This window comes from Ferroplasma sp. (assembly GCF_031200575.1).
Taxonomy (GTDB): Archaea; Thermoplasmatota; Thermoplasmata; order Thermoplasmatales; family Thermoplasmataceae; genus Ferroplasma.
In genome coordinates this window covers 685007-710930 of record NZ_CP133597.1, presented here as the reverse complement: position 1 = coordinate 710930, position 25924 = coordinate 685007, and the positions used below count along the sequence as shown (strand labels likewise).

Genomic DNA, 25924 nt, shown 5'->3' with positions numbered 1-25924 from the left:
TTCGGGGGCCAGGTGAATTATTTGAGAAGTGCCCGCAAAAATGGTCTTACCGAGGAATAGCATATACTGTATCTGGCAACTGTACTCTGATGCCCCACCTTCACTGTTATAGCATCTGGATTCAATTTGAAGGCATCCTCATCCGTGGCATCATCACCTATAATGATTGCCTGCCTGTCTACATTTCTTACCATTTTAATTGCACTGCCCTTATTGACGCCGGGTATTCTCAATTCTATGATGTCTATGCCGGTGTACAGCTCCATATTATATCGCAGGGCAATTGATTTGACTGCTTCTTTTAGTGATTTTATGGTGCATTTGTCTGTAATATTCCCGGTGTGGAATAACACACCGCCAGATTTTCTGTAGATTCTGAGTCCCTGAAATTTATCCACCATGTTATAACTTTCCCTATAAATCTTCATTGAGATCTCTTCATATTTTTGAAAACCCGGGAGGGCAAGTGTTTCTCCATTTATATGGAATATGGCGCCATGAAGCCCGATTATATTATATTCACCGATAAAATTACTTATTTCCTTTAAATCCCTTCCAGTGACTATATAAGTTTCGTATACACGAGCAAATGACGAGAGCAGGTTCATCAACTCTCCATCGGCCTGGTTAAGCTCTGGATCCTTTACTATGGGAACAAGTGTCCCATCATAATCCAGGAAAATCTGTGGAACAATGTATTTCATGTCCCTGGCAATTTCAAAGAGTTTATTTTCATTCATTACCATAATTACTATCAGCAGCATTTATAATTCTTCTGTACCACCAGTTGCTATTTCTGGAAAGTATATGTTTCTTCATCTTTTCAAGCCTCAATCTACGCTCATCACTGCCCATCTCAAGGGCACGTACTATAGAATTAGCCAGCTCATTTATATTATTGGGATTCACGATTAATGCCCCCTTTAACCCATCTGCAGCACCGGCGAACTTTGAGAGTATAAGTATCCCCTTTCTTGTTGTTGCCACAAACTCCTTGCTCACAAGATTAAGCCCATCAACAAGAGGGGTAATAAGTGCAATATCAGCACTTGAATAAAGATTTAAAAGCGATTTGAAGGGTATCTTGCGGTACATATATACTATGGGTATCCATGTGGCCGTGCTGTAAAGACCGTTAACCCTTCCAATCTCCATCTCCAGGTGATTTTTGATATCATCATATTCCGGAATGCCGGCCCTGCTGGGAGTTACGTTCATCAGATATACAAATTTCCCCGAGAGATCATTTCTGTAGCTTAATACCTTGTCTATGGCCCTGACCCTCTGAATGAGACCTTTGGTGTAATCCATCCTGTCTATTGAAAATATGATGGGGACCCTTTTAGTATGGTGCAATCCGTGTTTTCCTGTCAGCGGGGTGTAAATTTTTGTATCTATGCCCAGTGGTACAGAAAGCGTCCTTAGATGGCTTACAAGCTTAATATTACTATATTTCAGTGTATTGCGGAAATTTTTTTCATAAAGACGGGTATGAAATGTTACCATATTTGCCTTTGACACACTCCTTGCCAGGAATTTGCCCTCAGGGATAATGCTGAAAAACTCTGGCGATACCCAGGGGATATGCCAGGAAAAAATGATATTATTATTTACTCCCATATTGCGAAGTATTGACGGTACCATCATTAGCTGGTAATCGTGGACCCAGATGGTTGTTTTACCATCAACTTTTTCCATAATGGCCCTTGCAAATTTTTCATTAGCAATATAATAATATTTGAAACCGGTGTCATCCATCTGTATATTATTCCTGAAATAATGAAAAAGTGGCCATAATACCCTGTTTGAATAGCTGTTGTAAAATCCTAGTTTCTCCCTGGCGGTCAGGTATATACGCCTGATGGTATACCTCCCTACATCCTCCTCCTTATGTTCCAGGTCATTTTTACTATCACCCCAGCAGATCCAGGTTCCGCCATACTTTTTAAGAACACTATCCATTGCAGTTGCTACACCTCCCACGTTTGGTACCCTGATATCTTTCCCTCCCTGGGACCGGTATGAAAATGGTGCCCTGCTGGTAACAATAAGAAGCCGATCCATGAAAATATAATACCTGATATTTAAAAAGCTTATTTATTGAATTTTGACCCCTTTTTTCCTCATAGCCCTGTTCAATTTAACAGCGGCTCTTATAACGCCAAGGTGTGTAATTGCCTGCGGAAAGTTTCCCAGCATTTCACTGCTATCGGTGAAATTTAATTCTTCTGAAAACAGCATAAGATGGTTGGAGTATGATAGTAAATTTTCAAAAGTTTGCTTTGCATCCTTTAAACGGCCCATAAGGATTAAATCCTCGATGTACCAGAAGGAAAGCAAAAGAAATCCATTGTCCTTTCCCTTCAAACCATCATCATTTTTGTACCTGATAAAAATGCCATCCTCATTCCTTAGTTCTTTCTCAACTTTTTCCATGGTTGAGATGAATTTCGGGTCGGTGGCTTTTATAAATCCGGTCAGGGGCATTCTTAAAATTGACCCATCTACCTCATCACTGCCGTAATACTGTGTGAATGCATTTACATCCGGATTATATCCCTTCTCCATGATCTCAGACCTGATTTCCCTTCTGACTCTCATCCATTCACGGTAGGGAGCACTGTAACCAAGTGACTTTCCCATGAGAATGGCCCTGTGGAATGCTGTCCATGAAATAAATTTAGAATAGAGGTAATGTTTCGGTTCTGATCTGAATTCCCATATGCTGGAATCTGGAAGGTGCCACATATTCTTTAAAGTGCCCAGTATTTCTATAATAAAATCCCACAGATACGTTGTAACCAGGCCACCTGCCTCATAAAACCGGAACACTGCATCTACAATTGAGCCATACTGGTCTATCTGTAGCTGATCTGAGGCTTTATTTCCTATTCTTACAGGGCGTGAATCCATATATCCTGAAAAATTTATTTCCATTTCATTGGTATCATCCATGGAATTAATCTGATATATGGTCCTAACCCGTGAATCTTTCTGGACAATTGCCATTAAGTCGTAAAGAAATTTTGAAGCCTCATCTTTCAGACCGATAAGAGATAGGGATTCTATTACATATGCCGTATCACGTATCCACGTATAACGGTAATCCCAGTTCCGCTCACCGCCGATTATTTCAGGCAAGCTGGTAGTGGGGGCCGCGACCATCATCCCTGTTGGCTCATAGAAAAGACCTTTTAGCGTAAGTGCTGATCTCAGTACATAGTCGTAATAAAGCCCGCTGTAATTTATTTTACCTGTCCATGACCTCCAGTAATTCCGGCTTTCCTCAAGTCTGTCATATGAACTGTACTGTTCAACGTTGCCTATTTGCCTGACACCGCTCAATATTACCATCCACTGGTATGTCCCTTTCTTCAGGGTTAAATTATTATAAACGTTGCTCTTTCCTTTTATAAGTTTCAAATTTGTGGAAATTCCCAACGTTTTACCCTTTGATGAAAAAAGGTATCCATATCTATTCTCATGTATTTTTATGTGATCTACGCCGAAGTTAAAATCTGGCTTTAAATCTACAGCAATATCAATATCAGAATTTGGAGCTTCAATGAATCTATGTATTTCCGGGAAATTTATGGTACTGTATACTGAAACCGGGAGAAAATCTGTAAGCCTTAGAACTACTTTATTGGAATTTATGAATTCAGTAATAAGTATATTGGTAAATTCCTCATAATACTGATTCACGTTGCATGCAGAGATCGGCTTTGTTTTAAGGTACCCGCCCTTATGTGCATCCAGAATAGAGTCAAAAACTGGGTTTGAGTTAAAATCTGGAAAACATGCCCAGTCTATGGTGCCATCCAATCCCACCAGGGCAGCGGTTCTGTTATTGACGATAAATCCGTGATCTTTTATTTTTAGGTAATCTGAACTGTATGTATTTTTTATATTATGTAAACCTCTGTATGAACCCATTGAAAATAAAGCATTATAATATATAAAGAGTTTTTGAAGTACGCAATAAATTATGATATCCTGTAATTAGTTCCCATATATTCTTATTGTTCCTTAACATTTAACTTACCTCCCTTTTCTTCATATGCCATGGCAGGTGTTACAACCGGCCTTCCATCTATGGATAAAGACATATGCCTTCTACTATAATTATAGTAATATATTGCCTCCTCCCATGTGGAGAAGTAAGGCTTCAATGGCTTTACTGTACCATTCAACCTATCTAATTTTCCATTTGTCTGTGGATGGTCCACTCTTGCTAATATATGCTTTATTCCATTGTTATCAAGGTATTTCTGGAACTTATTATGGTCTCCAGGCATGCCATTCTTTCCATTCGAAAAGAACTGTGTACCACGGTCTGTTAATATTTCTAATGGCTTGCCGTATAATTCTATTGCATGCACTAATACCTCTATTGTATTGTCTATTGTTTCCTCTTCATATACTCCAAATCCCACTATGACCCTTGAAGCATCATCCTCTATGATGATTAACTTCTCATCATCAATGTACTTAGACAAGTCAATATGCCATAGTGTGTTGCTGTGCTTCCTCTCATGCTTTACATACTTCCTCTGCTTTTTCCCGTTCATGCTCTGGCCTACCGTATTATATTTAAACAATACCATGTATATAATATTGGGATACTTTAATTCCTGATTCAATAAGGTAGTTCTCTATTGCCATAGGCCCTGACAATGGATGGGTATTTCTTATACCTATTATGAGTTCCTCAGTATATTCATCTATTGCCTTTGTCTTCCTTCCAGGAATGTATAATTCTGTTTTACCGTAGTTGATGTAATTGTAATAGACCCTGTTGATATATCCTGTACTTACCCTGTATATTGTTGCTAATTCAGCAGATGATACTCCTTTCTTTTTCTGATTTATTATGTATTTTAATTTCTTATTGTTTAACTTCACCCTGGGTTGACCATTTCTATCTATATTTAAATGGTCTTTAAATAGGAACTCAATTCGGGATAACATAAAAGTAAGTTATATGTTTAAATTTGTACAAAAATATTGGGGAATTGTTTTATTCGGCCTCGAGCTTTGCTTTTAGTTCTCTCATTTTAGCGGTTTCTTTTACAGTGAATGTGAGAATAATAGCCACTACCACCATAATAGTATCAAATAGGTACGAGATTTTCCATGACGAAATTCCGGCAAGATCAAGCATGATGGTGGGTCCAAAAGCTAATGCAAGTGCAATAAAACTGTATTGTAATCCGAGTGCCCGTCCTAAAACAGCTTTCCCAAAATATTCAGCTGTATAAGAGAAGAATGGTGGGAAGTATAGCAGTATACCAAAAAACCCTATAGCTGTTATAGGCAATATTATATCTGATGACACCCCTGGATCTATGAAAGTAAGTGGTATTGTCGCTATAAGACTGACAATAACTCCTATTTTCATTATTAGCAATTTATTATATCTCATTGTCAGTATACCGCTTACCACAGCGCCGAGGAATCCGGAAAAATATGTTATGGTTGTAAAAAGTCCAAGGGTTGATGTTGAGTATAATAGATAGTCAGAAAAATATGTGGGTAATACTTCGGAGTAGCTAGCCCATACGAGATTCATAACACCTATTCCAAGAATTAGCCCAAGATTTTCCTTACTGCTAAATAGATATTCGAAAGCCTGCTTAAATGTTATAGAATTGGACCCCTTTATCTTTTTATTTATTGAATCTAGTGGGATGTGTTTTTTTATTGCTATATCAAGATCTTCCTGAGATATTAACCCGGATTGCATTTCATCCTTGTAAATAGTTTGCAGTTCCCCCATTGTTATGAATCTTGACTGTTCTGGCCTATCGTAGATGAAAATTATCCATAGTATAATTAATGGAATTGAAAATAGAGCAAACAGCAGGAAAACGTCATGAAAGTTATTATGGAAAAATAATAGTAGCGGTATCGCAACCGCGGGTGCCAGGAAAGTAAAAAAGGGTGATGCGGAGTTTGTTACTCCAGCGCCAAGCCCTCTCTCATGTTTGCCAAACCAATTTCCAGTCAATTTATACACTACCGTATTCGTGAAAGACTCGAAAACACCAAAGATTATAATTGCTGAAGCAAGTTCGAGGTATGTGGAGGACAAACCAATACCAACTGTTACCACAGTGAATGCTATTAATGGGAATAGCCCTCCATATCGGGCTCCAATCTTGTCAACTATGTTTCCCCCTACAAAACCCATGATAATGCCTGGCCCGCCAGCAAATATACCTAATAGCAAACCTGTTTGATATAACGACAGATGCAGTTGCTTACTTATTGTTGGCATTAGTACTGCTGTTTTAATTAACTCAAACAACAGAAAACCAAAAAGAAGAAAGGTTAACGCATCCACAACCCATCTTTGTCCTTTCATAGAGAAGTAATAAATAACGATATTTAAATATGTTGAATTAAAAATGAATAAATTGCCTTAGTTTATCGTTATATGAAAATAATAAGTATAAAAATCCTGAGCGATACTATTGGATAAACTAACCCCCTATATGAAGATTAATTGCATAATTTATCTCCTTTTATTAACTCAGGAAAGTTCGTAATTATCTAATACTATATCCTTCTCATAGCTCCACACATCCGATTTACATTTAAATACCAAGTCATTCTTCAAATACATGGGAATTGTTGTGTTAACAGGTTATGAATAAAATCAATACTATAATGATTCACAAACTTATTTATAATAAAATGTGTTACAAACATATGAAATTAAGCTATAAAAAACTTAAAATGCCACTGATAAGCCCCTTTACAACAAGTTTTGGAACAGATAGGGACAAGGATGTTTATGTATTTATTCTTGAAAATAATGGCATTACAGCATATTCTGAATGCGTTACCGATGAAAACCCGTTTTATGGTCCAGAGGACAATTATACGGCTTTCCATATCATTAAAAATTATCTTGCACCTATTGTAAAAGAACTTCCTGATCCCGGGGAATTCAACACTAAATCGAAGTTTATAAAGGGAAACAATATGGCAAAGGCTGCTATGGAGATGCTTCTGTATGATTATTATGCAAAACTGGACGGTAGACCCCTAAGTAAATATATGGGTAAAACCAGGGGCTATGCAGATGTGGGCATCTCCCTGGGCATGGATGACATCAATATAACACTCAAAAAAATACAGGATGCACTGGACAGAGGATATAAGAGAATAAAAGTAAAAATTATGAAGGGAAAAGAGGTGGAAATTCTAAGTGCCGTTCGTGATAGCTTCCCGGAAATAGTGCTTAGTGCTGATGCGAACAGTGACTACACTGAAAAGGATTTTGGCCTTGTTAAGAAAATAGACAGATATGATCTGGTGTATCTGGAACAGCCACTTTACCATGACGATATTATTTACCATTCAAGGCTGGCAAAGGAAATGTCAACACCAATATGCCTTGATGAATCAATAACATCTCCAGAAAAGGCACAGAAAGCATTTGAAATGGGAGCCTGCAGGGTTATAAATATCAAGGAAGGCCGTTTGGGCGGTATCGAAAATTCCTTGAAAGTAATGAATATTGTAAAATCCTTCAATGGGCATGTTTGGATTGGTGGAATGCTTGAAACCGGAATTGGAAGGGCATTTAACGTCTCTGTGGCATCACTTGAGGATATCAACTATCCCGGAGACACATCACCAAACGATAAGTATTTTACACATGATATTGTGAAAAATCCATTCAGGATGGTTGATGGAACCATAAAACCAAATGAAGGCAATGGCATAGGAGTAGAAATTGATAATGAATATTTAATAAAGTATACAGTAGAGGAGGGTGTTTTATAATGGACAACGTAATAGAATATTTCGAGAAACAAAAAGATGACATCATTTCAGACCTGAAATCTATTATTGAAATAGAAAGCCCTTCCACAGATAAAGAAAGTTTGGATGCATTTGCTTCCTTTATGAAGGGGTATATAAAACAGCAGCTCGGGCTCGACGCTGAACTTCTTGACTCCCCTGACGCCGGTAAAGGTTTACGTCTGCGCATTAAAGGAAAGCTGGAAAAACAGGTTCTCCTGTTATGCCATTATGATACGGTATTCTCTAAAGGAACTATAAAAAATAGGCCTTTCAGAATAGCTGATGGAAAGGCCTATGGCCCAGGAGTTTTTGATATGAAAACCGGGATAGTCCAGACAATTTATGCACTGAAAGCACTTATCAAAAACAATGAACTGCTTCATACTGTTGTTTTATTGATTACCTCTGATGAAGAAATTGAATCAAAATCATCAAAAGATAACATAATAGGTGAGGCAAAAAAGTCATTATATACTCTTGTAATGGAGCCGTCTCTCAATGGGGCATTGAAAACTGAGAGAAGCGGTGTTGGAACTATTACTGTTAAGGTTTACGGAAAAGCATCCCATGCCGGGCTGGACCCTGAAAGTGGTGCAAATGCAATATATGAACTTGCATATATGATTCCTGAAATTATAAAGTTGAATGATAAGAATATGGGTACATCATTAAACCTTGATGTTATCAGTGGTGGAGACAGGTCTAATGTTATTCCAGATTTCTGCCAGGGCATCATGGATATACGCTACCGTATTCCTGAGGAGTCGGATAGGGTTATAAGGGAACTCAAAGACATGCCTGTAAAAATTCAGGGAACAAAAAGGGAAATAGAATACACGCTCAGACCGCCGATGATAAAAACAGCAGAATCTGAAGAATTATATGAAAGAATAAAAAAACTGGGAGCTGAAAATGGTATTAATATATCTCAGGCCTCGGTAGCAGGTGGCAGCGATGGAAACTTCTGTTCCTATTACTGCCCTGTTATAGATGGGCTGGGTGCCGTTGGTGATGGGGCACACTCTGAAAATGAGTATGTGTTTATAGATAAAATTCCGGAAAGGACAGCCCTGTTGTATTTGATCCTGAAAAACATAAATTGAAATTAGACGTATTTATAATATTTTTTCCATAATTTCAGTATCGACCCATTTCCCATTTATAATTCCCTGCTCATGCAGTATGCCCACTGAGGAAAATCCCCTAGAAAGATACAGTTTTTTTGCTATTTCATTTCCATGTATCATTGTAAGCACCATTTTATGGAATCCATTATTTACCGCTGTAATTATTCCCTGGTCCAGCAGGAATGTGCCGGTGCCTGTACCCCTCATATCTCTTTTAACGTAAATTGAGATGTCCACAACAAATTTATAAGCTTCACGCTGGCTAAATGGATTAAAAGATAACCACCCGGAAACTTTGCCGTATAACTCCACCACCATAACCGGATATCTTTCTTCCCGGTTGAGTAACCATTTCCTTACGAATTCATCATCTCTTGGTTTGGTTTCCAGAGTTGCATTGCTATCCGCTATACCCTGATTCCATATTTCTGCAACTATGCCTGCATCAGATAAATTTGCAATCCTGCAGATTCTGGCAACATCCATAAAATTCTGAGTTAACAGTGTTATTTAGTTTTTTGTACCTTATTAAGATCGGATATAAATGGCCTAATCATTAACTTCCTGTATTATGCCCCTTATGCTTTTGTTTATCTTATTCCACAGCTCACTTCTCTTCTCCATATACTTTATTTCATTTCTGGTTAGTTTCAGTTTGGGTATAAACTCTGGTATGATATAATTTTCGTAATCTTTTAAAACAAGGGATTCCATAATACTTTCCATAACTATTATTTTGTTGTTTATGCTAAATTTAAAAGGTTTTACCCTGGAAAATTTGCTAAGCATATATGATGTGTAGGAAATATACGGTGACTCTGTATGCAGGATTCCAATATCCCTGAAACTATAGTTAGCAGATATTATGGCATCCCTGAAATTTAAAATCCTGTTAAAAATTTTCTCACCTGGTGCCTTCCTGTATTTCAAGGAATCAAAATGGTCAGATGGGAATGCAACAATTCCTCCGCTTTCTATCATTCTGGCAAGTAGGTCGATATCCTCGTATTCCCTGAGGTTACGCCACCCTCCGGTTTTATCCAGCAGATCCCGAGGGATTATCATGACATCCGAAAGTACAACCTTTTTTTCCCATTTAATAAGAAAATTATGTATTATATCAGATATTTCCGGCCCGTAACTTACATTTGGGTTAAATACGATCAGAAAGTCGCCAGTGCTTCTTAAATAAGCAAGCTGTTTTCCAGCTCCATAGGTTGAAAATTCTTCATTGATAAATTTTATATTCTCTGATTTAAATTTCACAGGATCATGTGTTGATACAACAAGCTCATAGGGGTATCCTATTTCCTCAGCTATATTTATGATGCTTTCCACTGATTTTTTAACATTTTCAGTTATCTCATCAGCTACAGCACAGAAGGATATTTTTATTCCCCGTGAATAGGATACAGGCATGTTTTTAATTTCATATGATTCCATATTACAGGTTAGATAATTGTATGTTAGATTAAAGCTTATTGGTTGGTATGCCAGTCACCGGTTTAATACGCTGTTTACGCTAGGTAGTTTTCTTCTTCAACTGACGCATGCTACTTACCGCCAATATGCTGAAAGACCGGTTACAAATAAATTTAAATAATGTTATATTATTATAACTCTGGAGATTTATGAGCCTTAATGTCAGGACGTTGATACGTTTATCAGACCATGAAGTTGAGAATGATATTGCATCGAAGGTTTACATCAATGTTCCAAAAAAGGTTCTGGAGATGTATCCGGTAAAGGTTGGGTGCGTTTTAAATGGAGAAGTTGAGCAGATCAAGAAATTCATAGATGAAAACGAATCACTCAACCCACAGATAAGAACTGGCGCAAAAAATTACAGCCAGATTATCGGAAACCGCGTAAAAATGATATTCTACAGTGGGCAGGCCGGTGAGGATCATGATTACCTCTTCTTTCCAAAACAATTTGCAATAAAACTCACGTCCTATGCGATTTTCCCCAATGATTACATAATTAAAATGAATTTTGAAAATATATCATGTGGGTGGAAGCATATTAAACTTTACAGCGAGACGTCTGTAAATTTTGATGATACGGAGCAGTATTATGACTGAAAACAGAATTGACCATGCAAGTTCCTTAATTAAGAAGGCCATGGATATGGAATCTTCCGGAAACAGGGAGGAGGCTGCAAAATTATACAGAGATGCTTATAAAGAGGTAATGGAAATTGCTGCACATTCCTCCGGAAAAATCAGGGAAAAAAGATTGCACCAGGCAGAAAGCCTGAAGAAGATCTATGAATCCATAGGAGGCAAATACGTAGAAAAGGATAGAATCGGGGAGGGGAAAAAAATACTTGAGCAGTTAAATATAGAAGCACCCGAAATACCCAGGGTTACTTTTCAGGACGTTGCCGGACTGGAAAACGTAAAGAACGAGATAATGTCAAAAATAATATATCCGATGAGATACAAAGAGCTTTCACAGGAATATAATATAGAATTCAGTGGTGGGATGCTACTCTACGGGCCCCCGGGAACAGGAAAAACGTTTATTGTCAAGGCCATAGCCAATGAGGTAAAGGCTAATTTTATAAATGTAAACCCATCCACATTGTATAGCCAGTGGTTCGGCCAGTTTGAGAAGAATATTTCCCTGCTTTTCCATGCAGCTTACCTGCTCTCCCCATCAATACTTTTCTTCGATGAGATTGATACACTGGTGCCGAAAAGATCAGGGTCAGAATCTGATGCTGCCAGGAGGGGCGTATCGCAGCTTCTGACTGAGGTGGGTGGGCTCACATCCCAGAAAGACAGGAACATCTTCATAATAGCTGCCACGAACAACCCGTGGGGAATAGATGAGGCCATAATGAGGCCTGGAAGGTTTGATGTCAAGATATACGTTCCACCCCCTGATTATGAATCCCGAAAAAAATTGTTCCAGCTAAAACTATCTGAAATCAAGCATCTTGGTGAAATCGATTACGATGGGCTCGCAGCCAGAACAGAAAGGTATTCTGGTGCAGACATTGAATTTATCTGCAAGAAGGCCGTTCAGAATGTGTTTATGGAGGTAATAAAAACAGGGAACAGGGCAGATGTTACAACAGAGGATCTACTTGAGGTCATATCCCAGATAAAACCATCAATAGACATAGGGCTTCTAAAGAAATATCAGGATTACATTTTGAGCAACTGAAACCTGGTTATCCAGAATGACGATAAATCCTAATATTCCATGGTTATAAAAATTTTATTCCCGGGGCAATAAAACCTGAGGTTTGAAGAGTACCCTGTATAATTGCTGCCTGGTTTCACACCGAAATGTTTATTACAGGGTAAATACTATAAATATTATGTCCATTTTGCCTAAAAAAAAGCACCAGCTCACAAAGGAGGAGCAGCTTGAGGAGACTAAAGTAAAAATTAAGGATTTACAGATGAACCTAAAGAGGGCCATAAGGGCGCTTCTCAAAAGGGCACAGTCCCTGGAAGAAAGCAGGAAGGCTGCAGAGGAGAGAAACTATGCAGATATAGAACATGGACTCTCAAAGCAGATTAATGATGTGAGATCATTTATCACATATTTTGACAGAACCAACATACTTCTGGATTCTATTTCATCCCAGCTTGATATGTTCAATGATGCTGGCAAGGCAATGGATCTTATAGCAAACAGTGAGGTTATATTCCAGGCACTGAAAATTACACCTGACCAGCAGGCCACCTATATGAAATCCCTGACAAGCATAAAGGATATAGCAGACAGCAACCTGAACTCCATCAATGATCAGGTGGAACAAATAAATGAAAACCTTGGATTCAACGAAGGTGCAGAATCACCAATTTCAGAGGATCAGCTTCTTACGAATTTCCTGAAAAGAACTGCATCAAGGCCAAAAACAGAGGATCAGAAGGTGGATGAAATAGACAAGGAACTGGAAAAAAGAAACACAGAAAGTGAGTCTCAGAAATGAGTTTTAGATTATTATGGTACATAGAAAGAGAAGGGAAGAATACCTCTTTTTTGACCTTGCAGTATTTAAGCAACAGAGAAACAGGGATGAGTTTAAACAGTTAATTGGCCGGATTAGGCGGAATTGATAGGGGACATAAGTGACTGTCCTTTTTTCTTCGTTATCATATAATTTTTTTCATCCTGTATGCATTTGTGGACCCTTCATAGCTTATTGTGTAATATCCTGGAAGGAATTCAAAAATGCTATAACCATGTTTCTTATAGAAATTAATGGCACCCGTATTTTTTTCCCTGACCTCAAGAAATACCTCTCTGTAGCCTCTCCTGGCAGCTTCTGCCTCCATTGCTTCTATCAAAAGTGAGCCCAGGCCCCTGCCATGCTGTTCTGGAATTATACCTATACTTTCTATATCAACAGATCTTGAGTCCAGTGGCTCTATTGTCGCATATCCATATATAGATGAACCATCTTCAATAACCATGGTAAAACTATGAGGGCTTTTGAGCATCATTTTAAGCATATAATTACTGTATGCACCTTCCCCAAAGGCTTTTTTTTCAACTATGGATATGGAACTAAAGTCCCTATCCGAATAAAACCTTACATGCATGTTAATCATATTGCAGATAGATATATAATTTGACTGCAAGGTCACATGGTTTCTTCCATATATTCAGAAATTCCATTATACAGTTTTATTGGAAGTTCCTGTAACTTGGTGTCCTTGTCAATTATTGCCTTAAGGGATTCGCTTATCATGGGATCAAGCACGAGAACCTCATGGGGTTTTATTATGTCTATTACCGGTAATATATATGTCCTGAACAGTGATTCTATCATAAAGTCAAATGTAACAATGCCATTAAATTCTGTCCTCTCGAACAGGTTAAGGAATGTTTCCTTTTCCTTTGTCCTTAGTGGTATTATATTTATCATGGATACATTGCTGGCCCTTTCCATAACAGACCTGTATTTGTTTTTATAGAATTCCCTATCATCAAAGTTTTCAGGGTCATCCCCGTGTATCCCGTTGAAGTTTATTATTAGTTTGTCAGCCCTATCACCATTAAGATTCAGCACTGTGAAGTCATCAACAGTAAAAAGCATATTTATATCCTGGTAATCAAGGTCGTCATACTCAAGCCCACCCTGAACAAAATCATCCCTGCTTACGTACGTACAATCCTCTATTATATCAACATTAAAAAGAAAATCTATTGCATTATTCCTCAATTTATCCAGTTCATCCATGGTATCACCAAACAGATCTTATAAACGCCACGGGGGTGATTCGAACACCCGATCCACAAGGGAACCAGCTCTCAAGGCTGGCGCCGTACCACTGGGCCACCGTGGCATTAAAAATTATTTGCGAAGCCTTCCATTGGATCTTATGGATGGCCTGCTTTTATCACTTCCAAGCCTCCCGTGCCCAAGTCCCCTGTTTTTATAAGCTGCGGATGTTAAACCCCTGTATGCCCTTCCCTTATTCTGGGGTTCTACAATCCATGAAATTTTAGGATCATTGTATATTGCCGGCGTTGCCTTGTCTACCAGTATTACCTCGTAGTATTTGTAAAGCCCATCCTCACCTACATAGTAGGAGTTCAAAACCTCTGTATTAGGGTATTTATCTGCAACCCTCTCCTCTGCTATAACCTGGATATTCTTTTTAAGAGTCATCTTTGTATATGCAAGCCTTCTGGGTCTTCTGCCACCCATTATCTTTGGCTTGTGCTGTCCGCCTCTTCTAACCCTGGCCCTTACAACTAGGTATCCTTCCTTTGCCTTGTACCCAACATTTCTTGCCTTGTCAAGTCTGGTGGGGCGCTCTACTCTTTCAATGGCATTTCCCCTTCTCCAGCCAATCATTCTTTCCTTTTGAAGACCGTATATGCTTGATTTTTTGAGGTGTTTCCATTCATCCCTTATTAAACTGTATGAAGTTTCCATATTATTCACTTTAGTTGGTACTCTATTTATAAATAATATTTATAGATTTTTATTCCAGATGCCATAAAAATCAATACATAAACTATGGTTTATTGCACTGGCATTTAACAATAAAATCAAAATAGTAAGGGAATATATGGTATTGTTGAAAGGATCTGTTATAAGAAAGAGATACATACTGGTATTATGGGAATCCGATGCCGAAAAAAATGACAGGTATATATATAACTGTTATCAGGTAAAAAGAAAATACAGAAACAACAATTTTTCCATATTGATGTGTAACCAGATGAATAAAAAAACCGTTTGTGACATAATAGAAAAAAAGGGTGGGAAGATAATAACTGTAAGCGGAACCATAAAAAAATGCAAGTCCTGTATGGACAGCATTGTTAATAATCCGGTGCATCCATGAAATGGCAATTATTTTGTATCCAGTATTGAGGAGATTAATGAATACATCTTCTTATCTTTCCTTTTTATAATATTGTAAAACCACATATTTCTCGAAATTGTTGATATGGAAGTATGTGATATGGAGGCCATGCGCCCAGCAAACATGGTATTATTGAAAATTTCTGCATTCTTCTTCCTCATTCCGAGCTTTTTTATGTATGACGGGAAATTGTATTTTACATAATGGCTGTTCTTTGCCTTAACCACCAGTGAGATGCCGGCTGTTACCTCCTTAGCGTAGTTATCCAGCGAGAAATCCCTGAACCTGTTGCCATAGTAAACATCTGCCATGGATAGGAGGTCGTATGCATTTGCCAGGTCCTCTGTATCGCTGTACTCGTATCCTATATTTTCATTTATCCATTTCATGTAAAAATCTGTATCCTCATCCATTCTGGACAATGAACGAACCAGTGAGTCATAGTCTGATGTCCGGAATGTGTCTGATGTGAGGTAATATATGGATTCTGATGTATCCCTGCTATTGGTGCCATAATCATGTTCATGAACTTTGTACAGGTAAAGGTCATTAATCATGGCCCTGATGTCCGGTTCATTTGATTTTATAATATCATCTATTTGCATATCGGTTATTGCTATTTTTTCATTTCCTGCTATTTTCTTTAAAACCTGTTCAACTGAATGCCTGAAGTTTTTATAATTGACCTCATTTTTTCTTCTATAAGGAGTCATTTCAATGTCCAGTGAGCGGGATATTATTTCCCTGGCATTGTTTTTTGCCTTGAATGCATAATAATCATTCATGGTTATTACAACGGGATTTTTTGTATTTTTAATTATGTCAAGCAATTCTGATATTCCACCAGAGTCGCCACCCGTTGATTTATTTCTTGATTCAAAGATATTGTCTGCCTCATCAATCAGTATAAGTTTATCCGGCATCTTCGTATTTTCATCAAATAGGTCCCTGTACTCGGAGGCCATTAGAGCCACCTTTTTCATATTTTCCCTATTTCTCTGTTCGGACGCGTTCATCTCTATGATGCCAAGACCGGCATAATTTGCCAGTGCATAGGCAGTGCTGGTTTTTCCGATGCCCTGCTGCCCCCAGAGTATTAAGGCCTTTTTTGTTTCGGAGTGGTTAATCCAGGAATTAATCCACGAAATCATTGCCTCCCTTGCCTCGTTACTGAGTATCAGCGCATTTATATCCCCAGGCCTGTAATCATCAGCAAATGACATTAGTGTACCCGCGTTCCCGGGGCCATTTCCCTGTCAGGCTTTAAGAGGGAAACGCCATTATCATCTTCCACAGCCAGAAGCATACCCTGGCTCTCCAGGCCCATAAATTTGGCCGGCTCCAGATTGTTCAGGATAATTAGCTGTTTTCCCATCATCTCCTCCGGCGTATAGTAATTTGATATGCTGGAAATGATCTGCTTCTTTTCTTCTCCAAGATCAACTATTATTTTCAATAAATTTCTTGATTTTTCTACCTTTTCACATTCAACTACCCTGCCTACCCTGATATCAAGTTTATGGAACTCATCTATGCTTATCTCTTCCATAACCTGTATTTTAGCGATTAAATATAAACTTATTCATTACGGAATGTCTTTTTAAAGGAAAATGGATTTAATGCCTTTATGAATTCGATTACCTGCCTGAGGGTTATCTGCCTGATTAGAATGGCAAATGCCAGGAAGATGACAATGGATGCAGCGGCCACAGGCAGGAAAAGTATAATCCTGTATACTGGTATATAATAGGTAACACCATACAGGAATATAAACTGGGCGGATGCCGGCAGAAGTTGATAAAATATTGTTATATTTGGCTTCATGGATTCTGCCCTCATGACAATGAGGCGGTAGGCAACTGTTTCAAATAGCATTGCCAAAAATGTACTTACAGCACCACCCAGCACTCCCAGTGAGAGAAATGTAATGCCGAATACTGATGGTGGAATGAGCAACAGATCAAATATTATATTTATGATAAGTGCAATGACGGTTATTTCCCCAATTCTCCTGGTGAGTCCGCGGGCCACCAGGCTCGAGGAATATGCAGCGTTAATGGCAACCAGATATGCGGAAATGGAGAGGAATATAAGGATATCTGAATATGGTATGAGAGAAGCGGACCACAAATTTGCCACATAAACTCTCAGTTCTATGAAAATAATGACTGCAGGGAGGATAAATAGTGATATTATCCTCTCAAATGAGGAGACGTCGCCCTTGAATTTTTCGTGATCAGAGCTGCGCATGAGAAGCGGTATAAAAAATACACTGATGGTTCCGGCAAATGTGGTAATTGGACCGGTTATTTTCTGCAGGCTTGCAAATGCCCCTGTTGCAACTGCATGCCAGTAAAATTCTATGAGAACCTTGTCTATGTTCCCGCTCACGCTTCCTATTATTGAGGCAAGTGCAAGCGGATATGCTATTTTTGTATATGCCCTGAAAAGTTTCATTGATGGCCTGCTGAATTTCCAGGGTCGCCCGAACATGAATGATATTATAAAGTACAGGAAGTATGAAAAGCTGTAAATTATTGCCATGATTACGGCGGCACTTACAGTATTGTAACCGGGTATTTTCAGAAAGTATACAGCTCCCAGAATAATGAAAAGAGAGTTTCTCACTATTGCCTCCGTAATCTGTGGTATGGACATACGGGCGGATTTCATTTTTGAGTTAAAGTATATATTTGGTACATCCTTCAATCTGTTAAAGAAGAAATATGGTAGCAGAAGTATAATTGTATATATCTCCACATTGCTCTGGAAGCCCCTGTGGAGTACATCAAGCCACACAAAAAGGGAAAGCAGCACAATGGAAACTGTAATAAATGTTTGAACTGCCCTTACAGTCAGGAAGGTTCCGTTGCACTGGCCCTCCTCATATTCCCCTGAGGAAAGAAATCTAAGATGGGCAGTCCCATAGCCCAGATCTCCTACTATGCTCAGGACACCTATAAAGGCCAGGGAAAAACTGAGGAAGCCCCATGCCTCCAATCCTACAAACCTTATAATAAAGAAGAGGCCTATATAACCGAAAAGGGAATTTATAATCTGCCCGAAAATGAGCAGTGGGGACTTTTTAGCAATCACTTAAACTGCATATAAATTCCATCGAATAAACTTTATGAATTTATTTTATCCAGTAATTCTATTAATGCTGTCTCATATTTTTCTGCAACCTTTCCGTCGGTATCAAGGTATTCCTTTGAAAGTACAGATGGTTTTGGCATTATGAGCCTTGTGCTTTTGCCGTGCTGGATCAGGACAACTTTGCACGGTATAAACGCGCCTATGTCCTCATTGTCATGTATGAGGTCAACAGCAGCTGGAGGATAACAAACATCAAGTATATAATATGGGTCAATTGATTTATCCATCTTTGTAAATACCTCTTTCACATCCACATATGAAAGTATAAGCCAGTTAGCCTCCTTTAGCAATTTATGTACCTTTCCAAAAATCTCTTCGGCATCCGCATTGAATGTTTTTTCATATGAATACATGTTTGTATATTACAGAAAAATATTTAAACTTCATTTAGCAGATTTATTTATTTCTGGTTCCTCCATGATCATGTACTGAAGCTTCTTTCCCTGTTTAATATATTTATATACTGTGCTTCCAGTGTCACTGTTGAGCCTGAGTTTAATCATCCCCTTTGATGAGCTTCTTGCAGAAAGTATGGATATCCCATCAACGTAGAGCTTGACAGGCCGGTTCCTGGACCCAACATCTATGAACAGTGTTTTATTTTTAATCTCTATTATGGCATCCTGCATTACATTTGCATCATCGGACAGGGTATCCACATCAATCTTCAGTCCGTAGGATTTTTCCAGCCCGTTTACTGTTTCACCCTTCCTGCCTATGAGCTTAGGTATCTTGGCATCAGGAACTTTTATGGTTACCCTTCCCTCTGACATTACCTGAACATCAACATGATCTGTATCAAGAAGCTGCATCATATCATCCCTTATCTTGGCCGCAGCAAGTGCGAATAGTGGGTTCTGACCTGTTTTTTCATCTCCCACAGGTATCACAACAACCTGGTCACCGAAAGTATAAATCTCAGCAACAGGTTTGTTTTTCAGAAAATCTCTTATAACTATCACCGGCCTTGCCAGGTCTTCCTGATTCAGCCCGTAAGGAATCTTGATTTCATAATCTGTGGTGAGAACCTGTGCAACCTTTCCACCTTCTATGAAAAGGACTGTATCCACCACCTGCGGTATAAGGCCAAGTTCTATCCTGCCTACGAAACGCTGAATAGCATCCACCGCACGTGTCGAATGGACCACACCTATCATTCCAACTCCAGCAAGCCTCAAGTCTGAATAAACCTTGAAATCTGAGGTTACCCTCATTTCATCAAAAACTGTGTAGTCTTCCCGGACCAGCAGAAGGATATCCCCGGTTTTCTCCATATCTCCTTCCAGTGTTGTATACTGGGTGATATTATCGTTAACCTGCAAATCCCTCGGCTTTTCCATGGTTTTGACAATTTTGTTTTTTGAGGCGTAATATTCAGCCAGTGCGGTAACAAATGTACTCTTTCCAGCACCGGGAGAACCTGAAACAAGTATTCCATATGCCTTATTCTGAAGGCGGTCCATAATCTTCTTGTCCAGTTTATAGTCCTCAATTGAGGTTTTTACAACAGGCCTTACAGCAGTAATTTCCATTATATCCGAGAATGGGGGTCTTGTTATGACTATTCTAAGGTTTTTGAGCTGTATAACTGTGGCACCGAACATGTCCATTTCAATAAATGACTGGTCCTCGAATTTTCCACGCTGTACTATATTATATGCAATTTTTTCCAGCTCATCATAGGATACAATATAATCAAGTTCCTTCAGTACGACCTCCCCTGGTTTTCCTGTTTTTATGAGTGGTTTCATCCCTGCCTTTAAATGCACGGATGATGTATATTCATCAAAAAATTCCTGAATATCCTTGACGTCTTTTTCCTCGCCTTTTATATATACAACGTTGATTCCCTTTATTGAGGCAATTATACTCTGGATGTGATCCCCTGTTACCAGTGTTGCATTATTATCCAGTGCTATATTCCTTATTATGTTATCAATTTCACCGCTGTGTGCATTTTTTATCTGCCATTCCATAGGGCGGTTTCCCATAAAATCTATGTATATTTTGCCGGTATTGGATAGCTCCCTGAGCTTTTTGAGTTCCTCCAGGGCAGTAAAGCCTATGGACCTTCCTTCATTTGCCTGATGCTCTATTTCTGCTATCATAGCTTCCGAGAGAATGACCCTTACATCACTTTTTCCGGCTATGTATTCCCTGAATTTCCCACTGACTATTACAGATGTATCTGGTACGTAATCCACATTAGATAATTGTCTATTATTATTTAAATAATTTTAATTTTTAAGAAACCTTTATTTTCAATGATTTTAGAATGTTTATGGTTATACAGGAAAATAATGGCATTGAAAAATTATTTAATGCATCTGTTATTCAAGGTATAATGGAAAAAACTGAAATTAGCGTGAATGAGTACAGGGTATTGGATTATATAAAGGATAAGAAAGATGTGCCTGAGGACTCATTTAATGCCGGCCTGGATGATCGGATTAAATCCAGTGCTGTATCATATCTTGAGTTCAAGGGGCTAATTGATGTAAATAAAGACAACTATAGTACATATTCCGTGAGCGACGAGGGCCGTAAATATATTGATCATGGATTTCCAGAGGAGAGGCTTTACAGGCTGTTGATGCAGAAGAATAAATGCACCCTTGAAGAACTGAAAAATGATCTCGGCAGTGATTATAAGATAGCAATGGCAAACATAACTAGGATGGGCATAAAGCCCGTAAATGGAACACTGGAATTCGTGGAGGGACCATTCCTTGAAGAATTTAAATCCAGAAGGGAAGCACTTTCCGGGATTGAAAATGGAGATAAAATTGGAGATGAAATGCTGGAGATGTTCATGCACAGGGGGCTTGTTACAAGGCACAGGGCAACAAGGCGGATAATAAACATAAATGAACAGGGCAGGGCTGCCCTGGCGGGATACGAACAAAATGATTATCTGGAGGTATTGACTCCCGAAATAATCTCCTCAGGCGAATGGAAAAACAGGAAATTCAGGCCATATGACCTCAATTCACGTGTAGAGCAAATCAACGGTGCAGGGCTGCATCCACTGACGTATTTAATAGAGAATGTGAGGAAAATATTTCTGGAGATGGGTTTCACGGAAATGCATGGCCACTTTATAGAGTATACAGGATGGAACATGGATATGTTATTTATTCCTCAAGACCACCCGGCCAGAGACCTGCAGGATACCTTTTATGTAAACACCGGCAGGGAATTTGAATTTGAAAACCCTGAGATACTGGATATGGTGAAAAAAGTTCATGAAAAGGGTTACGGTAAGTACAGTGGATGGGATTATAAATGGTCAGAGGATGAGGCGAGAAAGCTTATTCTCAGAACACATACTACTGTTAATACAGTTAGATACCTGTACAATCACAGGGACAGCCCACAATTCGTATTTTCTATAGAGAAGGTTTTCAGGCATGAGAGTGTTGACTGGAAACATCTTTCAGAGCTGTATCAGATAGAGGGAGCAGTTTACGGGTCAAACGTCAATCTGTCTACACTCAAATGGCTTTTGAGGGAATTTTATTCAAGGCTCGGATTTGATAATATCAGGTTGATACCCTCATATTACCCATACACTGAACCAAGCATGGACGTAGCAGTGGATATAAACGGCAGGGAGGTAGAACTGGGGGGATCGGGAATATTCAGGCCAGAGGTTACAAGGCCCATGGGTCTCAGGTCACCTGTACTGGCGTTCGGCCTGGGGCTGGAAAGGCTTGCAATGTTATACTATGGCCTGAATGACATCCGTGAAATATACAACAGCGATCTGGACTGGCTAAAAAATTATAAAATAAAATTTTAAATTTACGAAACTGTGGCTTCCTCTAATTTATTTTGCGATGGCAGGAGTGGAAGCATTATTATGGATATTACTGAAAATACCAGCATAATAATCAGGGACGTGTAGAGAGATACATGGACATACAGCAAAAGTGTTATAATGGCTATCCCTATGGCGCCACCAACTATGTTGCCGAAACTCCATACCAGGGCATTTGATCGTGTTGAGAATTTCTGTGGAATTGTCTGTGCAACATAGCCAAGAAGCACAGGAAAGCTTGTAAATGCAAATACTGCATATAGCAAGTATATAACTGTCACCAGATATACATTATCGGTTATTAGCATCAAACCAAAAAATACCGTGGATGCAACGGTTGTGACTGCAATGGTAAATTTGCCACCGTATCTTCTCACAACCCTTCCGAAATATGGCTGCCCGAATACGGCTCCAAGGAAACTGATTGTAACTATATCTCCCATGATTATCTTTGAGTGGAATACGTTATCAAAATAATCCGGGGTAAATGTCACAGTTCCTGTAAGGAAAAATGCCCTTATGAAAACTATTGCAGTAAGTATGTAGAGAAATCTGCTATATTTCGCATACTCAGCCCGGGATGCCTTATCCTCAACCGTATTTCTGCGGTGTTTTTCCCTGTCTACCTTTATATATTTGCTTCTTTTAAAGAAACTCAGGCCTCCGAAAATAATAAATGCAGCTATGAAGGTATAAATGGCGATGATAGCAAGGCCCCGGAAATCACCGAAAAACAGCATGGAATAAACAAGAACAGATGGGATAAGTGCCCTGCCCAGGCTCCCGAAGGACCCGTTAATACCCATTGCAGTGGATGACTCTTTTTTTCCGTATGTAAACGCCAGTATTGATGCTCCAATGGGATGATAGAATGCCTGGCCTGCCCCCAGAACAACAGAAGCAACAAGTATTATGTAATTTGCATCGGCCCTATACAGGAATACCGTTCCAAATAATATTGCTGAAACAGCCTCCATAAATATACCGGCGAAAATAAGCAGCCCGTCACGGTCTATCCTGTCAGCCAGCTTCCCTATGGATGGTCCAAGCAGTCCCGAAAGCAGATTGTAAATTATGGCCATGACCCCAAGAAACGCTATGCTTACATGTGGTATAACCTTGTAATACGCTATCAGGGTTGGAAAAAGTAAAAAGTTGCCATCATTTGCAAAATGACCTAATGATGTATATACTAAAGATTTTCTGGTATCCTTCATTTTAAGTTAAGTGGAAAAACGTATATATATTTTTACTAAATCATTTACTGCTTAATTATTTAAAAGAAATCCTCTATATTCTTTCTTGCCGGTTTCTCCTGAAAAGAGTCGGTAATTTTACTCTGCGGGTTTTTGAATACCGTTACCTCCTTGTCCAGGCTTTCCAGCACCCTGTTGAGGGTCTCCTGAAGCCGTTTAGAATAATATGCATAGTCCGGGGTATACTGAAATTCCTGTCCATCTATGAATGGCTCCACACCCTGTGGTGTTTTGCCAGCATCCGTCACTATCCACGAAACCTTCATGCCTGGAATGAACGTTTCTCCCCTGTCAATAAGCTTCTTTGCAGCATTTACGTTGGCCATTGAATCTGCATTCTTATACTGCGAAAAATTCTTTACACTTCTTGATATTACCAGCTTGCTGGTATCAATCTTCCCATCTTTAACCTCCTGTATAAGATCCTCGGCATATTTTTTGGCCCCTTCCACGTCCCTTGACAGTATTAGATCAAATACCTTTGAGAGGGCCTCGCTCTGAAGGTCAAAGGAATCTGTCCTCCTTGTTTCGTATCCCCTTACAAGGATTTCACCTGATGATGAAGGTGGATAAACAATCTTTCCAGCATATCTTTTCTTGGCACCATGGGAGAATAACGGATCCATTATTTTTTCAAATTCAAGGACAAGCTTTTCCCTATCTGATATTTCCTGGCTCAGTTTGTTTCCATACTCTATGGCTTCTTCCAGGGTTTTCTTTCCAGATTCTATGAATATTGAATCTGTATCCCCGTAAATCACTTTATTCCCAGTTTTTTCGAGATCGTCTATAATTGATGTGATTGTATTTCTGGCGAAAGCAGTAATGGCGCTGCTTATTTCCCTGTTTGTGAACCTGTAGAAGGATGTTCCCAGCACTCCGTAAAAGGTATTCATCAGAACCTTTATTGCGGCCTGAAGCCCGTCAAGATATTCATAGTTGGCCTTATCCGTTTTCATCTGCCTCTTGACCTCGTCACGCTTCTTCATTAGCTGCTCCAGAAGGTCTGGTATCAGCCCCTTCTTTACATCGGCCGAGAGGAACCTGGCACCATTTGGGGCAACAATGGTTCCATCACTGCTGAGGGTTGTGAAGCAAATGTTGTACTTTATAATCATGGAAGGATACATGCTTTTAAAATCCAGCACAACAATCATATCGAATAGCCCAGGATCCATGGTATGGACGTAGCCCCCAGCGTATGTATCATTGGAGAATTTTGATGAGCTCATTGGGACCCCTATATTTTCACGGTCCGCCCGCCTTATTAGGAGAGAATCCACATATGTGCTTGTTCCACCGTTTGTAACATCATCCAGGGGAAGCATGGAAACTGTTGACAGGTATAAATTCCTGTCAAGTATCCTTATTTGCCTGTATATCAGGAGGGCAAGCCTTGCATCCTTGATGCAGTATTTAATTACATCATCAGGCCTCTGTGCCCATTCATTTTCTATATCGAGCCTGTTTACATTTTCCTTTCCCTCATTTAGAAGCAGATGTGAAACATAATTGAGAGTCTCATGCTTGGGGTGCAGAACCTTTCTCACCTCCCACCATGTGTCATCTATTACCCTTCCATGAAGCCTCCAGTACTGGTCCATTATCCTTCTTGGGGGAATAAAATCCCTTCCAATTCTGAACTGGATTCTATTAAACTTCATCCTCTCCTCCAGAAGTGGCATATCATAGCCGTCTATATTGTACCCGGTAATCAAATCAGGGTCCTCCTGCTGTACAAGTTTATTGAATTTTTCAAGGATTTCAGGCTCCTTCCCGGTAAGTGCACCTTCTGTTATATTTCCTTTGAAATATATGGAATATCCTATTACAAAAATTTCTCTGGTTGATATGGAATTCTCAATATCAAAGGAGAATATCTTCAGCTGAGGGTTGAAATCATCTGTTTTTTTAACTTCCTTGATTTTAACAACCAGGTCTGTTGTGTAATTGCCCTTTTCTGAATCTGCAGATTCCCCCTCTATTTCTACTGTGGAGCCGAGATCAAAATCGTATATGAATCTGTGGTGAAACGGTATATCAGCTGCAAGTGCCTGGCAAGAGCATATTTTTCTTAGTTCTGGAACCTTCCACGGGGATTTAATGTATATGCGCTTCACCCTGACGTTTTTACCATCAAGAAATAGATTTTTATCTTCCATTCTTATAAACTCAGGGTTATGCTCTATAGTTTTAATGCAATCATCGTCAGGTTCAACATAATCGAAATATGGTTTGAACCCATAATAAAGGGCAGTTATTGATTCACCTTCCTCTGTGCGCCCATAAAGTTCCACTGTTACATCACTCTGCCTGTACGAGGCTGCAACAATTCTCATTTTAATTTTCATTTATGTATAGTATTTTAAATCAATATATATTTTTGTCCTATTTTTAACATAA

The 25924-nt window shown here is 39.0% G+C and carries 23 protein-coding genes, 1 tRNA gene and 1 pseudogene; 7 read left to right on the top strand and 18 right to left on the bottom strand.

Going from position 1 to position 25924, the window contains the following annotated elements:
* Nucleotides 1-17: 17 nt before the first annotated feature.
* The 5 genes and pseudogenes from otsB to RE471_RS03980 form a co-directional block, all read right to left on the bottom strand.
* On the bottom strand, nt 18-740 hold the full coding sequence (otsB, locus tag RE471_RS04000; RefSeq protein ID WP_309215499.1) for a trehalose-phosphatase: 723 nt from the start codon (nt 738-740) through the stop codon (nt 18-20).
* The gene (locus RE471_RS03995) at nt 733-2064 is read right to left on the bottom strand and encodes a trehalose-6-phosphate synthase (RefSeq protein WP_309215498.1); all 1332 of its coding nucleotides are present in this window, start codon (nt 2062-2064) and stop codon (nt 733-735) included. Before RE471_RS03995 ends, otsB begins: the two co-directional genes overlap by 8 nt.
* 33 nt (nt 2065-2097) lie before the next feature.
* A complete protein-coding gene (locus tag RE471_RS03990; protein ID WP_309215497.1) occupies nt 2098-3936 on the bottom strand; it encodes a glycoside hydrolase family 15 protein in 1839 nt (612 codons plus the stop codon).
* A gap of 83 nt (nt 3937-4019) precedes the next feature.
* Nucleotides 4020-4905, bottom strand: a pseudogene (locus tag RE471_RS03985) (DDE-type integrase/transposase/recombinase).
* Nucleotides 4906-5020: 115 nt separating this feature from the next.
* Nucleotides 5021-6367, bottom strand: a complete 1347-nt coding sequence (locus RE471_RS03980; protein WP_309215496.1) for an MFS transporter — start codon at nt 6365-6367, stop codon at nt 5021-5023.
* A gap of 347 nt (nt 6368-6714) precedes the next feature.
* Here RE471_RS03980 and menC point away from each other — a divergent pair, with 347 nt between their 5' ends.
* Entirely contained in the window at nt 6715-7797 is a 1083-nt protein-coding gene (gene menC / locus RE471_RS03975) for an o-succinylbenzoate synthase (RefSeq protein WP_309215495.1), read from the top strand.
* Nucleotides 7797-8921 (top strand): M20 family metallopeptidase, encoded by a 1125-nt coding sequence (locus RE471_RS03970; RefSeq protein ID WP_309215494.1) that lies wholly within the window; start codon nt 7797-7799, stop codon nt 8919-8921. The genes menC and RE471_RS03970 overlap by 1 nt, the downstream gene beginning before the upstream one ends.
* 12 nt (nt 8922-8933) lie before the next feature.
* Here RE471_RS03970 and RE471_RS03965 read toward each other — a convergent pair whose 3' ends face one another.
* Both RE471_RS03965 and RE471_RS03960 read right to left on the bottom strand, forming a co-directional pair.
* On the bottom strand, nt 8934-9431 hold the full coding sequence (locus RE471_RS03965; RefSeq protein ID WP_309215493.1) for an N-acetyltransferase family protein: 498 nt from the start codon (nt 9429-9431) through the stop codon (nt 8934-8936).
* A 63-nt stretch (nt 9432-9494) separates the two neighbouring features.
* On the bottom strand, nt 9495-10388 hold the full coding sequence (locus RE471_RS03960) for a hypothetical protein (protein WP_309215492.1): 894 nt from the start codon (nt 10386-10388) through the stop codon (nt 9495-9497).
* A 188-nt stretch (nt 10389-10576) separates the two neighbouring features.
* On the opposite strand from RE471_RS03960, the gene RE471_RS03955 reads away from it, so the two are divergent.
* The 3 genes from RE471_RS03955 (at nt 10577) to RE471_RS03945 (ending at nt 12897) form a co-directional block, all read left to right on the top strand.
* Complete coding sequence (locus RE471_RS03955) at nt 10577-11029, top strand: hypothetical protein (protein ID WP_309215491.1); 453 nt, start codon at nt 10577-10579, stop codon at nt 11027-11029.
* Nucleotides 11022-12119: an AAA family ATPase gene (locus tag RE471_RS03950; protein WP_309215490.1), complete on the top strand. Its 1098-nt coding sequence runs from the start codon at nt 11022-11024 to the stop codon at nt 12117-12119. Before RE471_RS03955 ends, RE471_RS03950 begins: the two co-directional genes overlap by 8 nt.
* Before the next feature lie 157 nt (nt 12120-12276).
* Nucleotides 12277-12897 (top strand): hypothetical protein, encoded by a 621-nt coding sequence (locus tag RE471_RS03945; RefSeq protein ID WP_309215489.1) that lies wholly within the window; start codon nt 12277-12279, stop codon nt 12895-12897.
* A 163-nt stretch (nt 12898-13060) separates the two neighbouring features.
* Here RE471_RS03945 and RE471_RS03940 read toward each other — a convergent pair whose 3' ends face one another.
* The 4 genes from RE471_RS03940 to RE471_RS03925 all read right to left on the bottom strand — a co-directional run bounded on the left by RE471_RS03940 (nt 13061) and on the right by RE471_RS03925 (nt 14853).
* Nucleotides 13061-13519, bottom strand: a complete 459-nt coding sequence (locus RE471_RS03940; protein ID WP_309215488.1) for a GNAT family N-acetyltransferase — start codon at nt 13517-13519, stop codon at nt 13061-13063.
* Nucleotides 13520-13551: 32 nt separating this feature from the next.
* A complete protein-coding gene (locus RE471_RS03935; RefSeq protein WP_309215486.1) occupies nt 13552-14151 on the bottom strand; it encodes a hypothetical protein in 600 nt (199 codons plus the stop codon).
* A gap of 25 nt (nt 14152-14176) precedes the next feature.
* Nucleotides 14177-14257, bottom strand: a tRNA-Ser gene (locus tag RE471_RS03930).
* A gap of 8 nt (nt 14258-14265) precedes the next feature.
* Complete coding sequence (locus RE471_RS03925; RefSeq protein ID WP_309215485.1) at nt 14266-14853, bottom strand: 50S ribosomal protein L15e; 588 nt, start codon at nt 14851-14853, stop codon at nt 14266-14268.
* A gap of 136 nt (nt 14854-14989) precedes the next feature.
* Between RE471_RS03925 and RE471_RS03920 the strand changes: the two genes are divergently transcribed.
* The gene (locus tag RE471_RS03920; RefSeq protein WP_309215484.1) at nt 14990-15268 is read left to right on the top strand and encodes a hypothetical protein; all 279 of its coding nucleotides are present in this window, start codon (nt 14990-14992) and stop codon (nt 15266-15268) included.
* 8 nt (nt 15269-15276) lie between these two features.
* On the opposite strand, the gene RE471_RS03915 is transcribed toward RE471_RS03920, so the two are convergent.
* From RE471_RS03915 to RE471_RS03895, 5 genes are read right to left on the bottom strand one after another with little or no spacing between them, the layout of a single operon-like run.
* Nucleotides 15277-16512: a replication factor C large subunit gene (locus tag RE471_RS03915; protein ID WP_309215483.1), complete on the bottom strand. Its 1236-nt coding sequence runs from the start codon at nt 16510-16512 to the stop codon at nt 15277-15279.
* Nucleotides 16512-16838 carry a methionine--tRNA ligase subunit beta gene (metG, locus tag RE471_RS03910; RefSeq protein ID WP_309215482.1) on the bottom strand — a complete coding sequence of 109 codons (327 nt, stop codon included), beginning with the start codon at nt 16836-16838 and terminating at the stop codon, nt 16512-16514. The genes RE471_RS03915 and metG overlap by 1 nt, the downstream gene beginning before the upstream one ends.
* A gap of 29 nt (nt 16839-16867) precedes the next feature.
* Entirely contained in the window at nt 16868-18385 is a 1518-nt protein-coding gene (locus RE471_RS03905) for an oligosaccharide flippase family protein (RefSeq protein WP_309215481.1), read from the bottom strand.
* Nucleotides 18386-18417: 32 nt separating this feature from the next.
* On the bottom strand, nt 18418-18798 hold the full coding sequence (locus RE471_RS03900) for a DUF302 domain-containing protein (RefSeq protein ID WP_309215480.1): 381 nt from the start codon (nt 18796-18798) through the stop codon (nt 18418-18420).
* A gap of 30 nt (nt 18799-18828) precedes the next feature.
* Entirely contained in the window at nt 18829-20649 is a 1821-nt protein-coding gene (locus tag RE471_RS03895; RefSeq protein ID WP_309215479.1) for a PINc/VapC family ATPase, read from the bottom strand.
* A gap of 140 nt (nt 20650-20789) precedes the next feature.
* Between RE471_RS03895 and RE471_RS03890 the strand changes: the two genes are divergently transcribed.
* Entirely contained in the window at nt 20790-22247 is a 1458-nt protein-coding gene (locus RE471_RS03890) for a phenylalanine--tRNA ligase subunit alpha (protein WP_309215477.1), read from the top strand.
* A 2-nt stretch (nt 22248-22249) separates the two neighbouring features.
* Here the strand turns inward: RE471_RS03890 and RE471_RS03885 are convergent, their stop codons facing one another.
* Nucleotides 22250-23482, bottom strand: a complete 1233-nt coding sequence (locus RE471_RS03885) for an MFS transporter (RefSeq protein WP_309215476.1) — start codon at nt 23480-23482, stop codon at nt 22250-22252.
* 59 nt (nt 23483-23541) lie between these two features.
* On the bottom strand, nt 23542-25872 hold the full coding sequence (locus RE471_RS03880) for a DNA polymerase domain-containing protein (protein ID WP_309215475.1): 2331 nt from the start codon (nt 25870-25872) through the stop codon (nt 23542-23544).
* Nucleotides 25873-25924: the final 52 nt, after the last annotated feature.

What these genes read in the sequence shown, in the direction of transcription:
- RE471_RS03900 (WP_309215480.1), bottom strand. Translation starts at nt 18,798, where the DNA reads ATGTATTCATATGAAAAAACATTCAATGCGGATGCCGAAGAGATTTTT.
- RE471_RS03955 (WP_309215491.1), top strand. Translation starts at nt 10,577, where the DNA reads ATGAGCCTTAATGTCAGGACGTTGATACGTTTATCAGACCATGAAGTT.
- RE471_RS03940 (WP_309215488.1), bottom strand. Translation starts at nt 13,519, where the DNA reads ATGATTAACATGCATGTAAGGTTTTATTCGGATAGGGACTTTAGTTCC.
- RE471_RS03880 (WP_309215475.1), bottom strand. Translation starts at nt 25,872, where the DNA reads ATGAAAATTAAAATGAGAATTGTTGCAGCCTCGTACAGGCAGAGTGAT.
- RE471_RS03885 (WP_309215476.1), bottom strand. Translation starts at nt 23,482, where the DNA reads ATGAAGGATACCAGAAAATCTTTAGTATATACATCATTAGGTCATTTT.
- otsB (WP_309215499.1), bottom strand. Translation starts at nt 740, where the DNA reads ATGAATGAAAATAAACTCTTTGAAATTGCCAGGGACATGAAATACATT.
- RE471_RS03945 (WP_309215489.1), top strand. Translation starts at nt 12,277, where the DNA reads ATGTCCATTTTGCCTAAAAAAAAGCACCAGCTCACAAAGGAGGAGCAG.
- RE471_RS03965 (WP_309215493.1), bottom strand. Translation starts at nt 9,431, where the DNA reads ATGGATGTTGCCAGAATCTGCAGGATTGCAAATTTATCTGATGCAGGC.
- RE471_RS03970 (WP_309215494.1), top strand. Translation starts at nt 7,797, where the DNA reads ATGGACAACGTAATAGAATATTTCGAGAAACAAAAAGATGACATCATT.
- metG (WP_309215482.1), bottom strand. Translation starts at nt 16,838, where the DNA reads ATGGAAGAGATAAGCATAGATGAGTTCCATAAACTTGATATCAGGGTA.
- RE471_RS03980 (WP_309215496.1), bottom strand. Translation starts at nt 6,367, where the DNA reads ATGAAAGGACAAAGATGGGTTGTGGATGCGTTAACCTTTCTTCTTTTT.
- RE471_RS03990 (WP_309215497.1), bottom strand. Translation starts at nt 3,936, where the DNA reads ATGGGTTCATACAGAGGTTTACATAATATAAAAAATACATACAGTTCA.
- RE471_RS03925 (WP_309215485.1), bottom strand. Translation starts at nt 14,853, where the DNA reads ATGGAAACTTCATACAGTTTAATAAGGGATGAATGGAAACACCTCAAA.
- RE471_RS03915 (WP_309215483.1), bottom strand. Translation starts at nt 16,512, where the DNA reads ATGTCATTTGCTGATGATTACAGGCCTGGGGATATAAATGCGCTGATA.
- RE471_RS03890 (WP_309215477.1), top strand. Translation starts at nt 20,790, where the DNA reads ATGGAAAAAACTGAAATTAGCGTGAATGAGTACAGGGTATTGGATTAT.
- menC (WP_309215495.1), top strand. Translation starts at nt 6,715, where the DNA reads ATGAAATTAAGCTATAAAAAACTTAAAATGCCACTGATAAGCCCCTTT.
- RE471_RS03950 (WP_309215490.1), top strand. Translation starts at nt 11,022, where the DNA reads ATGACTGAAAACAGAATTGACCATGCAAGTTCCTTAATTAAGAAGGCC.
- RE471_RS03920 (WP_309215484.1), top strand. Translation starts at nt 14,990, where the DNA reads ATGGTATTGTTGAAAGGATCTGTTATAAGAAAGAGATACATACTGGTA.
- RE471_RS03935 (WP_309215486.1), bottom strand. Translation starts at nt 14,151, where the DNA reads ATGGATGAACTGGATAAATTGAGGAATAATGCAATAGATTTTCTTTTT.
- RE471_RS03995 (WP_309215498.1), bottom strand. Translation starts at nt 2,064, where the DNA reads ATGGATCGGCTTCTTATTGTTACCAGCAGGGCACCATTTTCATACCGG.
- RE471_RS03960 (WP_309215492.1), bottom strand. Translation starts at nt 10,388, where the DNA reads ATGGAATCATATGAAATTAAAAACATGCCTGTATCCTATTCACGGGGA.